The sequence below is a fragment of the Streptomyces sp. SLBN-31 genome, assembly GCF_006715395.1.
Taxonomy (GTDB): domain Bacteria; phylum Actinomycetota; class Actinomycetes; order Streptomycetales; family Streptomycetaceae; genus Streptomyces.
Window position 1 is genome coordinate 3371795 of the sequence record NZ_VFNC01000001.1, and the last position, 13049, is coordinate 3384843.

The 13049-nt window shown below is 71.7% G+C and carries 14 protein-coding genes; 8 read left to right on the forward strand and 6 right to left on the reverse strand.

Going from position 1 to position 13049, the window contains the following annotated elements; genetic code table 11:
- The first annotated feature begins 7 nt into the window (after nt 1–7).
- The 7 genes from FBY22_RS15515 to FBY22_RS15545 are packed head-to-tail and all read left to right on the forward strand — an operon-like array spanning nt 8 to nt 5720.
- Complete coding sequence (locus tag FBY22_RS15515; protein WP_142146012.1) at nt 8–781, forward strand: SDR family NAD(P)-dependent oxidoreductase; 774 nt, start codon at nt 8–10, stop codon at nt 779–781.
- A gap of 37 nt (nt 782–818) precedes the next feature.
- Nucleotides 819–1553, forward strand: a complete 735-nt coding sequence (locus tag FBY22_RS15520; protein WP_142146014.1) for a FadR/GntR family transcriptional regulator — start codon at nt 819–821, stop codon at nt 1551–1553.
- Nucleotides 1550–2695, forward strand: coding sequence for a galactonate dehydratase (dgoD, locus tag FBY22_RS15525; RefSeq protein ID WP_142146016.1), 1146 nt, complete (start codon nt 1550–1552; stop codon nt 2693–2695). Before FBY22_RS15520 ends, dgoD begins: the two co-directional genes overlap by 4 nt.
- Nucleotides 2696–2699: 4 nt before the next feature.
- Entirely contained in the window at nt 2700–3512 is an 813-nt protein-coding gene (locus tag FBY22_RS15530) for a hypothetical protein (protein ID WP_142146018.1), read from the forward strand.
- Nucleotides 3513–3534: 22 nt separating this feature from the next.
- On the forward strand, nt 3535–4167 hold the full coding sequence (locus FBY22_RS15535) for a bifunctional 4-hydroxy-2-oxoglutarate aldolase/2-dehydro-3-deoxy-phosphogluconate aldolase (protein WP_142146020.1): 633 nt from the start codon (nt 3535–3537) through the stop codon (nt 4165–4167).
- Nucleotides 4164–5171: a sugar kinase gene (locus tag FBY22_RS15540; protein WP_260844856.1), complete on the forward strand. Its 1008-nt coding sequence runs from the start codon at nt 4164–4166 to the stop codon at nt 5169–5171. The genes FBY22_RS15535 and FBY22_RS15540 overlap by 4 nt, the downstream gene beginning before the upstream one ends.
- A gap of 9 nt (nt 5172–5180) precedes the next feature.
- Complete coding sequence (locus FBY22_RS15545; protein ID WP_142146022.1) at nt 5181–5720, forward strand: GNAT family N-acetyltransferase; 540 nt, start codon at nt 5181–5183, stop codon at nt 5718–5720.
- 43 nt (nt 5721–5763) lie between these two features.
- Here FBY22_RS15545 and FBY22_RS15550 read toward each other — a convergent pair whose 3' ends face one another.
- The 6 genes from FBY22_RS15550 to FBY22_RS15575 all read right to left on the reverse strand — a co-directional run bounded on the left by FBY22_RS15550 (nt 5764) and on the right by FBY22_RS15575 (nt 12223).
- Entirely contained in the window at nt 5764–7194 is a 1431-nt protein-coding gene (locus FBY22_RS15550) for an NAD(P)/FAD-dependent oxidoreductase (protein WP_142147688.1), read from the reverse strand.
- Nucleotides 7195–7223: 29 nt separating this feature from the next.
- A complete protein-coding gene (locus FBY22_RS15555; protein WP_186363015.1) occupies nt 7224–8372 on the reverse strand; it encodes a DUF6545 domain-containing protein in 1149 nt (382 codons plus the stop codon).
- A gap of 49 nt (nt 8373–8421) precedes the next feature.
- Complete coding sequence (locus FBY22_RS15560) at nt 8422–9618, reverse strand: MAB_1171c family putative transporter (RefSeq protein WP_186363016.1); 1197 nt, start codon at nt 9616–9618, stop codon at nt 8422–8424.
- On the reverse strand, nt 9615–10223 hold the full coding sequence (locus tag FBY22_RS15565; RefSeq protein ID WP_142146024.1) for a toxin: 609 nt from the start codon (nt 10221–10223) through the stop codon (nt 9615–9617). Before FBY22_RS15565 ends, FBY22_RS15560 begins: the two co-directional genes overlap by 4 nt.
- A gap of 190 nt (nt 10224–10413) precedes the next feature.
- A complete protein-coding gene (locus FBY22_RS15570) occupies nt 10414–10758 on the reverse strand; it encodes a MerR family transcriptional regulator (RefSeq protein WP_142146026.1) in 345 nt (114 codons plus the stop codon).
- Between the two features lie 496 nt (nt 10759–11254).
- Entirely contained in the window at nt 11255–12223 is a 969-nt protein-coding gene (locus tag FBY22_RS15575; protein WP_142146028.1) for a GlxA family transcriptional regulator, read from the reverse strand.
- Between the two features lie 134 nt (nt 12224–12357).
- On the opposite strand from FBY22_RS15575, the gene FBY22_RS15580 reads away from it, so the two are divergent.
- Complete coding sequence (locus tag FBY22_RS15580; RefSeq protein ID WP_142146030.1) at nt 12358–12996, forward strand: HD domain-containing protein; 639 nt, start codon at nt 12358–12360, stop codon at nt 12994–12996.
- Nucleotides 12997–13049: the final 53 nt, after the last annotated feature.

A 13049-nucleotide genomic window follows, 5' to 3' on the forward strand; every position in this document is an offset into this window, starting at 1 on the left:
CCCCGCGATGGACCACTCCCCACGATCGACCGCCGCCCGGTTCACCGGCCGCACGGCCGTGATCACCGGCGCCGCATCCGGCATCGGAGCCGCCACCGCCGAACGCCTCGCGCAGGAGGGGGCCGCCGTCGTGCTCGCCGACGTCGACGGCGAACGCGGCACGGCCCTCGCCGAGCGCATCACCCGCGGCGGCGGCACCGCCCGGTCCGTCACCGCCGACGTCGCGGCCGAGGAGGACTGGGAGCGGATCGTGGCCGCCGCCCACCGGTTCGGGCCGGTGGACGTCCTGGTCAGCAACGCCTACACCGTCGACGTCACGCCGGCCCACGCGCTGTCCCTCACCTCCTGGCAGCGGCAGCTCGACGTGAACCTCACCGGCGGCTTCCTCGGCTTCCGCGCCCTCCTGCCCGACCTGCGCGAACGCCGCGGCGCGGTCGTGCTGACCTCGTCCGTCCACGCCCACAAGGGCATCCCCGGCCACCCGGCCTACGCCGCCGCGAAGGGCGCGCTGCTGTCCCTGTGCGGCCAGCTGGCCGTCGAATACGGGGGCCAGGTCCGCGTCAACGCCGTACTGCCCGGCCCCGTCCTCACCGCCGCCTGGGACCGGGTCCCGCCCGAGGACCGCGAGCGCAGCATCGCCGAGACCGCCGTGGGCCGCTTCGGCACCCCCGCCGAGGTCGCAGCCGCCATCGCCTTCCTGGCCAGCGACGAGGCCTCCTTCATCACCGGCGCGCACCTCCTGGTCGACGGCGGCTGGAGCGTCGTGAAAGCGTCCGCATGACCAGACCCCCCACCTCGCAGCAGAAAGGCAGCACGACATGACCCCCTACGCCCGCCGCGGCGTGCACGGCCAGACCGTGGAAGCACTGGCCCGCCGCATCCTGGGCGGGGAGCTCCCGGAAGGGGCGACGCTGGATCTCGTCGCCCTGCAGAGCGAACTCGACGTCAGTCTCACGGCCCTGCGCGAATCGCTGAAGGTGCTCGCCGCCAAGGGCATGGTCGACGCCCGGCAGAAACGCGGCACGTTCGTGCGCGCCCGCTCCGACTGGAACCTCCTCGACGCCGACGTGCTGCGCTGGCAGTTCGAGGGCGGCGGGGCCGACGAGGCCGACCGGGCCCTGCTGCGCGACCTCGCCGAGGTCCGCGCCATCATCGAACCCGCTGCCGTCCGCCTCGCCGCCCAGCGGCGCACCGACGCCGACGTGGCCGCCCTCGACGCCGCCCTGGAGGCCATGGACCAGGACGCCTCCGCCGCGCACGCCGTCGAGGCGGACCTCTCCTTCCACCGAGCTCTGCTCAACGCGACCCACAACGAGCTGCTCGAACGCATGGAGATGGTCATCGAGTCGGGCCTGGCCCACCGCGACCGCATCGTGCACAGCTCCCCGCACAGCGAGGACCCGGTCCCGGCCCACCGCGCTGTCCTGGACGCCGTGCGCGACCGGGACCCGGACGCCGCGGAGGCCGCCATGCGCGCCCTGCTCGACCAGGCCGGCCGCGACCTGGACCGGATCGACGGCGACGACGACACGAAAGGCCCCCGCCACAAGTGAAGATCGCCCGCATCGAAACCTTCATGGTCCCGCCGCGCTGGCTGTTCTGCCGCATCGAGACCGACGACGGCCTCGTCGGGTGGGGGGAGCCGGTAGTCGAGGGGCGCGCCGAAGTGGTGCGCAGCGCCGTCGACGTGCTGGCGGAACACCTCCTCGGCCAGGACCCGCTGCGCATCCAGGACCACTGGCAGGTGCTGACCAAGGGCGGCTTCTACCGTGGTGGCCCCGTGCTGTCCAGTGCCGTCGCCGGTCTCGACCAGGCGCTGTGGGACATCGCGGGGCAGGCCTACGGCGCCCCCGTGCACGCCCTGCTGGGCGGCCCGGTGCGCGACCGGGTGCGGGTCTACGCCTGGGTCGGCGGCGATGAGCCGAGTCAGCTGCGCGAGCAGGTCAGCGCCCAGGTCGAGGCGGGTTTCACGGCGGTGAAGATGAACGCGGCCGGCGCGACCTCGCCGATTCCCACCGCCGCCGAGACCGCGGCGGTCGTCGAGCGCGTCGCGGTGGCACGCGAGATCCTGGGCCCCGGGCGCGATGTCGCCGTCGACTTCCACGGCCGCTTCACCGCCGCCGGCGCCCGTCGTGTCCTCACCGAACTCGCCCCGCTGCACCCGCTGTTCGTGGAGGAGCCCGTCCTGCCCGAGCAGAGCCACCTGCTGGCGGACCTCGTCACCTGCGGCCCCATACCGCTCGCGACCGGCGAACGGCTGTACTCACGCCGCGAGTTCCTGCCCGTCCTCAGCGCCGGCGTCGCCGTCGTGCAGCCCGACCTGTCCCACGCGGGCGGCGTCTCCGAGGTGCACCGCATCGCCTCGCTCGCCGAGACCTACGGCGCCCTCCTGGCCCCGCACTGCCCGCTCGGCCCCGTCGCCCTGGCCGCCGGCCTGCAACTCGCCTTCGCCACACCGAACTTCCTGATCCAGGAACAGAGCCGCGGCATCCACTACAACAAGACCGCCGACCTGCTGTCCTACGTCGTCGACCCCGAGCCGTTCCGCTTCGTCGACGGACACGCCACGCGCACCGACCGGCCGGGCCTCGGCGTCACAGTCGACGAGGCCGCCGTACGTGCCGCCGACCGCGGCAGCCACGCCTGGCGCAACCCCATCTGGCGCCACCCCGACGGCTCCTTCGCCGAGTGGTGAACCGATGCGCGTGGAGATCGTCACCGACCCGGACCACGGCGGCCGCTGGACCTCGCTGAAGGCGGGCGGCCGGGAATGGCTGTGGCACCGCGACGCACCCGAACGCGACCGCGTCCTGCCCGGCGACGCCTTCGTCGACGCCGGCGGACTGGAGGAGTGCCTGCCGACCGTGCGCGGCACGCCCGACCACGGAGACACCTGGTCCCGCCCCTGGAGCGTCGTCCAGGACACCGAACGGGTGGACTGCGAGCGCTTCACCCTCACCCGTGCCATCCGCACCACCGGCCGGGACGCGGAGATCGACTACACCCTGGGCGCCGACCCCGGCTTCCGGTTCGTATGGGCCGCCCACGCCCTGCTCGACCTGTCCGAGCACGCCACGCTCCACGCACCCCGGGGCACCCCGACCCGCCTGTTCCCGGAGGCGGCCCCGTCGCTGTCCGAGCCCTGGCCCGCCGACGCCCCCTGGATGGAGGGGAGCTGGCCCGCACCCCGGGGCCTGGCACTGGACCGGTTCGGCCCCGACGACGGCACCGCCGTCGGCGCGGTCGTGGGCACCGCCCACTGCTGCGTCCACGACGGCCCCGACCGGCTGGCGCTGGCCCTGGAGACGGACGGCCAACCGACGTCGATCGCCCTGTGGCGCAACCTCGGCGGGTTCCCCGCCCCGGCCCCCTACCGCAGCACCGGCGTCGAACCCATGCTCGGCCGCGTCTTCGACCTCGCCGACGCCCGGGACGGCGACGCCGCATGCGTTCCGGCCACTGGGGAAGTCCGATGGCGGCTCACCCTGACCGCCCGCTGCCCCTGCCCCTGAACCCGCCGCAAGGAGTGCCCCCGTGGATCTGAGAACCGCCCTGACCACCCACCGCATGCTCGCCATCGTGCGCGGAAGCGACCCCGAGGCCGCCTTGCGCACCGTGCTGACCCTGGTCGACGAAGGCATCGCACTGGTCGAGGTCTCGCTCACCGGGGCGGACGCCCTGACCGTCATCGAACGGGCACGCAAGACGCTCGGCGCCGGCCCGCCGCTCGGCGCGGGCACGGTCCTGACCGCCGACGACGCCCGCGCCGCCCACCGCGCCGGTGCCGACTTCGCGGTCACCCCCGCGCTCGGCGAAGGCGTCCGGACCGCAACCGAGTTGGGCATGCCGGTGCTGGCCGGTGTGCTGACGCCCACCGAGATCGCCACCGCGGGCGCGCTCGGCGCGACGGCGCTGAAGATCTTCCCCGCGGCCCAGTTCGGCGGCCCCGGCTATGTGAAGGCCCTGCGCGGCCCCTTCCCGCACGAACTCCTCGTGCCGGTCGGCGGCGTCGACGCGTCGGCCGCCCGCGCGTACCTCGCCGCCGGTGCCACGGCGGTCGGCGTCGGCTCCCCCCTCGTCGGCGACGCCGCCGACGGCGGAGACGTCACCGCCCTGCGCGAACGCGCCCGTGCGTTCCGCGCCGCCGTCCGGGAGAGCACGCCGTGACCGAGTCGCGCCCCATTCGGCAGGGACCGGTGGTCTGTGTCGGGGAGACGATGGCGGCGCTGTCCCCGGACCCACCCGAACCCCTCGCCCAGGCGCGGCACTTGCGGCTGTCGGTAGCCGGTGCGGAGTCGAACGTGGCCATGTACCTGGCCGATCACGGCGTTCCCGTGACCTGGCTGTCGGCTCTGGGAGACGACCCGCTGGGCGCCCGGGTCCGCGCCGCCGTCGCCGCCGCCGGGGTCGACGTCTCCCACGTACGCACCGAAGCCGGCCATCCCACCGGGCTCCTCGTGAAGGACCCGGACCCCACCGGTACGCGTGTGCACTACTACCGGACCGGCTCCGCGGCCACCCGGCTCGGCCCCGAGCTGCTGGACCGCGAACCCGTGCGGTCGGCCGCCCTGTTGCACTTCACCGGCATCACACCCGCCCTGTCACCGACCTGCCGGGAGCTGGTCACCCGTGCCCTGGACACCCCGGCCGGGCAACGGCCGTACGCGATCAGCTTCGACGTCAATCACCGGGCCGCCCTGTGGCCGCAGGACGGCAGCGCGGGACGCGTGCTGCGCGAGCTCGCCGACCGGGCGGACATCGTCTTCGTCGGCCTCGACGAGGCGCAGAACCTGTGGGACACCGACCTGACCGTGACCGGGCTGCGCCGGCTGATCCCGCGGCCGCGGCTCCTCGTCGTCAAGGACGGGTCCCGGAACGCCACCGCCTTCACCGAGGACGACGTCCACACCGTGCCGGCGTTGCGGACCGAGGTGGTGGAACCCGTCGGCGCCGGGGACGCCTTCGCCGCGGGCTTCCTCGCGGGGCTCCACCGGGAGGCCACCGTGCCCCAGGCGCTCAGACTCGGGCACATCACCGCGTCCTCGGCCCTACAAGTGACCGGCGACCACGGAGCGTTGCCCGCACCGGCTGCCATCACGCGGCTCCTGACCCTGCCCGAGGGGGAGTGGGAGGCGCTCGGAACCGGGCAACGCGGAGCGGCGCCCTGTTAGCGTGCGCGGATGGAGAACCTGGGAAGTGTGCCGTGGCCGCCGGAGCCGATCAGGACCGAGCGGCTGGTGCTCCGCGGGCCCGAGGCGGGGGACCGTGCGGCGTTCATCGACCTGCTGGCCTCGCCGGAGGTGAACGCCTACGTCGGCGGCCCACGCCCGCGTGACGAGCTCGAGCGCAACACGCCCGAGGTGCCCCAGCGGTGGCCCGGGAGTTTCGTCGCCGATCTCGACGGGGAGTTGATCGGCCATGTCCTGCTCAGGAGGACAACGGGGACCGGTCGCCCGGCTGCCGTGGGGAAGGCCGATCTCGGCTACCTCTTCCTGCCCCGGGCGTGGGGGCTCGGGTATGCCGCCGAGGCGTGCTCGGCGGCACTGGCCTGGCTGGAAGGCGTCTTTCCCGGCGAGCCGGTCATGCTCACCACCCGGACCGCCAATCTCGCCTCGATGCGCCTCGCGGCGAAGCTGGGCTTCACCGAGGTGGAGAGGTACCAGGACTGGGGCGCCGAGCAGTGGCTCGGCAGGCGGTCACCGGTCACGCCGGCCGCCTGAGGACCGTGGCACGACCTGGCCACCGTACCCAGGCGGCGGGCTGTCACGGCGTGGCGTGCGACTGTGCGGCGGCTGCCGTGAGGCGCTGAAGGACCCGCCGTTCGGAAGGCAGCAGCGGGGGCTCGGTGAGCCGGGGCAGGGGAGAGCCGTTCAGCGTGGCCAGCAGGGCTCCCGGTCGCAAGGCCCGGGTCGGACCCGCCGTGAGGCTGGTGATGTCGAACAGCGCCGCCGCCGCCTTGAGGGAGCCGGTCGCCGCGTGCGTCAGCCGCCGCGCGAACGCGGTGGTCAGACGGTCGGCGAAGGTCGGCGTTCCGCCCTTCGTGTCCGGGTACAGGACGTCCATCGCGACCGCGGTGGACCAGGCCGTGTCGACGTGACGGGCCGCGTCCTTGAGGACGCGACGGGCGAGCCCCGGGCTGGAGACGCCGTCCTGTCGCAGTGCCCGGAAGAGGTCCTGCGCGCCGAGCGCGGCCACCGACATGCCCTGCCCATAGGCGGGGTTGAAGGTCGCCAACGCGTCGCCCAGGACGAGGAGGCGTTCGGGCCACACCGGCGACTTCTCGAAGTACCGGCGGACGTTGCTGGTGCTGCGACTGACCGCGACATCCGTCAGAGGTTCGGCGCCGGCGATGAGCTGACCGACGATCGGGTGCGGCAGAGCGAAGATGTACTTCAGGAAGGCCTGCGGGTCGCTCGGAGGTTCGCCGCCCCTGGTGCCGCCCGCGCTGACCATCCACCGGTTCCCCTCGATCGGCAGCACCATGGCGCTCCTGCCGGGACGGCCGTTGTAGGGGTTCGCCTGAAGCATGGTCAGCGGGAACGACTCGGCACCCGCCGGAGTGCGGTAGATACGGGTGGCGTTGGTCAGTCCGCAGTCGACCTTCCGCTCCTCCACGCCGCCGACACCGATGTCGCGGAGCCAGCGCAGGTTGTGTGAACCCCGCCCGCTCGTGTCCACCACGAAGTCGGCTTCCACCCGAGTGCCGAGGACCGGGTCCGCTCCGCTGACGCGCACCCCGCGGACGCGCCGCGCGTCGCCGATCAGCCCCTCGACCGTGGCCCGGTGGATCGAGACGTTGGTCGCCTGGGCCAACAGGGCGTCACGGACAACCCAGTCGAGCAGGGCACGAGTGCAGGTGATCATGCGGGAGCCGTTCCACCGGTAGCGGTGGAACCAGCCGGCGTCCGGGGTGAGGGCGAGCATGCCGCTGCCCAATGAGATCTCACGGGCGCCCGCTTCGAGAAGGCGCTCGCGCATGCTTCCCTCGAAGAGGCTCTCCATGGCGGACCACCCTCCGGCCATGAGCAGGTGGGCATGCCGGCCCTGGGGGACGCCCCGGCGGTCCTCGGGGCCGTCGGGCAGTACGTCCCGGTCGAGTACGAGGACTTCCGTCTCGGGTGCGGCCCTCGACAGCGCCGCTGCGGCGAGCAGACCCCCTATGCCGGCTCCGATCACGACAGCTTTCTGCGACACTCGCTCTCCTTGGTGCAGGTGAAACGTCTTCAGTGGGCGCGGACCTGAGGCGGCGCCAGGTTCTGGGCGGGGCTCACGGCGAGGGCAAGCTCGACCAGGTCCACGGTGAGGCGGAACTCGTCGGGCGGATCGGCGGCACCGGTGGTGCGGCCCGAGGCCCGGAGTATGGCGTCGACGATCATCGCCTTCTCCGCGGCGACGCGGGCTTCCTCCCGGCTCTTGCCGGCCTCCAGCGCGGCACCGTGGGCGGCCTCGCCGACCCCCCGGTCGAAGTGAGCCGTCAGGTCCAACAAGGCGTCGTGGATCTGCGCCTCGAGCAAGTACAGGCGGCTACTGGGAAGTTGCCGCCACACTCGGCTCCGCTGCTCCGTGCGGGGTGTTGCGGTGACGTCCTTCAGAGCCGCCCACAAGGGCATCAGGGCACGGTAGTTGGCCAGGCTCTGCTTCTCCGACGCGGCCGAGACCAGACGGGGCAGGACGAAGCCCGCGGAGTAGATGAGCGCGCCGAGGGACGCCGCGGGCGGTGCCACCGTGGTCGACAGGAAGTCCAGGTCGTATCCGTACCACCGTGCGACGACCGCGGCGACCTTGGTCAGTTCGAAGCCGAGGACGTCCAGCAGCAGACCGGCGAGGATCAGCCGGAGACCCACGCGCAGCAGGCCCGTCACCTCGCCCCGTATCCACTTCAGGCAGACGACGCTCAGCACGATGGTGCTGGCCAGGTGCCCCAGCAGATAGAGCGCGATCATCTCCCGCATGTACGGGGTGTTCGCGTAATAGGTGTCCAGGTCCCTGAGCCGCTCCGTGTCCGCGTCCGCGAGGAAGAACAGCACGATGATGGCGATGATCAGGGCCCCGTAGACCGCGATGCTGATGCGGACCATTCGGCGGATCCGGTCGCTCGGACCCCCCCGCCAGTAGATCAGCAGGATGATCAGGGAGCAGCTGAACGCGGAGATGACGCTGTACGTCAGGGGCGCGCCGAAGTTGGGGATTCCCGTGGCGCTGTTGACCGCGGCCAACGTCGCCGGCGCCGCACAGATGAAGCATACCGCGCCGAGGAACGCGGTCGCCCGGGTCGGTACGGTCAGCGGCGTACGGGGAGTCGTGCGGGTCCGGCGGATCATCATCGCGGCCACGACTAACAGCACGGCCGCCGCGTAGACGACCAGACTCATATCGGCAGCTCCGTTTCGCCTGCTGTGGGGGTGTGTCCGGATCCGCCCGTCACAGCGAACCGGCCCTGGCCGGGCCCGCCGCGACGGAGCGTTCCCTGCGTTCCGAGCGCCGCACGGCATCGGCGATCCGGACGAGCGCCTTGGGGTCCTGCGGCAGTGGCAGCGGGGCCGACTCGCCGAACGCGCCGGACGACCGCTGAGCGCTTCGCCGGGCGGCGGCCGAGATCGTCACCGCCCACGCGGAAGCCACGGCCCGCCCCTGTGCCCCGTCCTCGGGTCCGTGTGCGCCGGCCGTTTCCCGCAGCCTCTTCAACTCGGCGTCGTGGACCTGTTCGTAGAGCGCCTTGTCGAAGAACACCTCGATCTCGTGGAGGCCGTTGAGGATGGTGCTGCGCCGCCAGGTGCCCCACAGCAACGGTGAGCGGGGCCGTTCGAGGCGCAGGGCGCGGTCCTCGAGAACCGGGTCGAGCAGGGCGTCCAGCGGCGCGAGCCGCACGAAGTCGGCCCACGACGACAGGTGGTGCCCCGCCATCGGCAGAAGGAATCCGGCGACCGTCAGCAGCGCTCCCAGACCGGCGCACAGCGAGGACACCGACGTACCCACCGTCACCCAGTCCCGGCCCGACCACCGTGCCGCGATGGCGGCCAGTTTGCTGATGCTGTATCCGGTGCTGAGCGCCGTGCCGGTGCCGATCGTCAGCAGGCCGGCCCGCAGCCAGGGCCGTCGGCGTACCTCCGTCTCGCGAGCCCAGCGCAGCGACCACACGGCGCTGACGGTCGCGGCCGTCAGGTGCGCGAGCAGATACAGCACGACCATCTCGGCGACCCAGGGAGTCGTCGCGTAGTAGGTGTCGAAGTCGGTCCGCCGCTCCTCGGCGGGGTTTCCCACCGCGAAGAGGACGGCGATCCCGGTGAGGACCCCGGCGTAGCTGTAGATCCAGTTGCGTGCCGTGCGGCGGACGGACGGACCGCCGCGCCAGCAGGCGATCAGGACCAGGGAGGCCGCGCTGTACGCGGTGATCGCGGCGTAGGTCAGGGGGGCGGCCAGGTTGGGGATCCCGCTCACGCTGTTGATCAGGGCGACCGTCGGTGGCGCTCCGAGGAGGAAGCACATCGAGGCGAAGCCCAGCACGGCGATGATGGCCCGCAGGGAGGGCTCGGACCAGTGGCGCCTGAGGTCGGGCAGCCGGAACAGCAGCGCGACCCAGAGCAGACCGCAGCTTATGTAGTTGATCGCCCCGCTCATCTGCGGTGCCTCTGATAGCCGAGGGAGTCGGCGATGCGGCGAGCGGTGTCGCCGACGATCACGTCCCGGTCCATCAGGGCCCGCATCTGCCGGCCGATCAGAATGCCGAACAGCTCCGCTTCCTTCTCGGGGTCCTCGTCGAAGCCGGAACGCGCGGCGGCCGGCCGGGCGTCGTGCGGGTGCCCGGATCCGAGGACGGAGCAGGAGTCCGCCGCCAACTGCTCGGGGGAGAGGCGGTCCTTCTGCCGCATGTGCCACAACTCGTGGCCGAGGATCTGCGCTTGGTGCCAGACCTCGGCGTCCTGCTCAACGATCACGTCGTCCCGCTGCTTTCGCTCGACCCACATCCCCGTGGCGTGGAACTTACGGGGGATGCGCACCCGGTGAACCTCGAGCGTGCGCTCCCCGCGCCACCGCCGGGCCGACTCCACCAAGGCCGCGAACAGCGCCTCGGGATCCACCGGGCCCTGCTGTCCCGATGCGGCGTCCTGTTCGGCGAAGAGCTTCTCCCGGATGGGGCCGATGAGTTCCTCGGCGAACTGGTGCATCTCCCTGTCGCGACGCCGCAGGTGCCGCCACTGCCGGAAACCCACGAGAGGATTCATCGCCTCACCGACCACGATGTCTCCCCGCCCCTCTACGCGCGCAACGTCATTGACGTTGACCCGACATTACCGGAGAAGGGCCCCGTAGGTCGGCCCGGAAAGGAGAGAGCTTGAGGTCTGCGGGCCGCCGGAATCGTTACCGGTGGGTCTTCGCGGGAGTGCAGGGGTACGCGGGTCGGCCGAGCGCGGTTCAGGTCGTGGTCTCCGGCTGCGGTTCCCCGTTCTCGGTGCGCAGTTGGTCGTTGATGCGCTGGGCTTCCTCGAGCTGGTCCTCGAGGACGACTATGCGGCAGGCGGCCTCGATGGGGGTGCCCTGGTCGACGAGTTCGCGGGCGCGGGCGGCGATACGCAACTGGTAGCGGGAGTAGCGGCGGTGGCCGCCTTCGGAGCGCAGCGGGGTGATCAGACGGTGCTCGCCGAGGGCGCGCAGGAAGGCGGGGGTGGTGCCGAGCATCTCGGCGGCCCGGCCCATGGTGTAGGCAGGGTAGTCGTCGTCATCGAGTGGGGTGACGGAGTGGGCACTGCGAGGGGGCATAGACCTCTTCTTCCGGAGACGCGTCGGGGGGCCCGGGTGCCGTCCTGGCACCCGGGCCCCGAGCTTTCAACACCATCTACCGGCCTACTGCGCCGGCCTTCTTCGTCCGCAGATACCGCCGGGACGGCGGGGCTGCGGGGATCGCGGATGCGTGACCGGGGACCACCTTCCAATCCGGGGCCTGCGGTACCCGGACGGACAACTTCCTCGTCCGGGCGATCCTGATGGCGTTCTGCTCCTTTACCTTCGATTACTCGGTTGTACTGCTGGGTACTGCGGGTACTGCTCACGGACCCGATGGTCCGCTTCCTGCTTCACCTTCTTGCGGCAGATCCGTATCTGCCGCGTCCTTCGACTTCCTGCTGACACCACATACGGTAGCTCCGCGATGGGGCAATGTCTACTGTCACCGCAATAGATTTTGTCCGACGTCGAGCCGTGATCTTCTGCGTCCCGGAGCGGAGGAGCCCTCGTCGGCCGGGCCTGGACGGCGCCGTCACCCGCCGCGGCGTGCGGTGCTGAAACGGCGCTGGTAGGCGGCGGGGCTGATGGACAGCTCGCGGGCGAACACCCGCCGCAGACTCTCGTAGCCGGGGAATCCGGCCAGCAGCGCCGCCTGCGTGGCGGAATGCCCCTGGTCCAGCAGTGCCTTCGCGATGTCGAACCGGATGGACTCGACGTATCGGGCCGGCGTGGTGGACAACTCCTCGCGGAACAGCCGAGTGAGGTGGCGGGGGCTGACGTTGAGGTGCCCGGCGAGGTCCGTGACGGAGTGGCCCGCGGTGGGATCGGCGGTCACCAGGTCGACGACGGTGCGCAGCGCGGGGGAGCGGGGTGGCGGAGTCTGCAGGGGCGCGGAGAACTGTGACTGGCCGCCGGCGCGTTGCAGATAGACCACCAGGGCGCGGGCGACCTCCCGGCTCAGGTCGGGACCGTGGTCCTCCTCCACGAGTGCCAGCGCCAGGTCGATGCCGGCGGTGACGCCCGCCGAGGTGTAGGTGGTGCCGTCGCGCACGTAGATGGCGTCCGGCTCCACGCGGATCTTCGGGTGCCGGGCGGCGAGCTCGTCCGCGATCTTCCAGTGGGTCGTCGCACGCTTGCCGTCCAGGAGGCCGGTGGCGGCCAGGACGAACGCCCCGGAGCAGATGGACGCCACACGGCCGGATCGGAGCGCCAGCCCACTCGCCGCCTCGATCAGCCCGCGGGGGACGGGAGTTCTGGGATAGATGTTCGCGCCCGGCACCAGGAAGGTGTCGGGGTCGGGCTCGGTGGCGGGGCTGCCGTCGACGGCGGTCCGTACACCGATCGAGGAGGCCACCTCCGTACCGGTGGTCGACAGCAGGCTGATCCGGTAGTCGGCGCCCAGCCGGTTCGCTTCCCCGAACACGTCCGCGGGACCGGCGACGTCCAGCAGCTTGACCCCGTCGTAGACGAGGATCGCGATCCGATGCGGGGCGGAGCTCACAGGCCTTCTCCTCGGGTGTCTGGATTCGAGTGGTTCATGTCCGGGCCGAGGTGGCAGTGAAGGCCGCCCGGTAGGCACCGTGGAGAGCGGGCGCAGCACCTGCCCCTGTCCGCCGCGTGGAAAGCGTGAACCTCATGACCGACATTGTCGCAGCCGTGGAAATACCCGATACCGAGGCAGTGGCGGAAGCCACCGCATTCCTCCGTGAAACGACCGGGCCCCTCGTCTTCCACCACTCCCGGCGTGTTTTCCTCTTCGGCTCCCTCCACGCGCGCCGGCTCGGCCTCCAACCCGACCCTGAGCTGCTCTACGTCTCCGCGATGTTCCACGACGTCGGCCTTTCCGTTCCGTTCTCCGACGTGCGGCAGCGGTTCGAGCTCGACGGCGCCGACCATGCGCGCCGGTTCCTTCTCGACCGCGGCTTCTCGGACGGCGCCGCCGAAGTGGTGTGGACGGCGATCGCCCTGCACACGACGCCGGGGATCCCGGGGCGGATGGGCCCGGAGACGGCCGCCACGAACCACGGCGTCCTGACCGACGCGATCGGCTGGGGTCTGGACCGGCTGGACGGCGCCCAGGTGGAGGAGATCGTCGCCGCCCATCCGCGCGGGGAATTCAAGAAGGAATTCCTGCAGGAATTCGTACGAGGGCTGCGGTACCGTCCGGACACCACCTACGGGACCGTGAACTCCGATGTGCTGGAACACTTCGTTCCGGGATTCCGGCGCACGAGCATGGTCGAGCGCGTCATCGACGCGCCCTGGCCGAGTTGACGTCGAGAAAGAAAACGTCCGCCCTCAGGCAAACCTCGCTACCTTTCGCAATC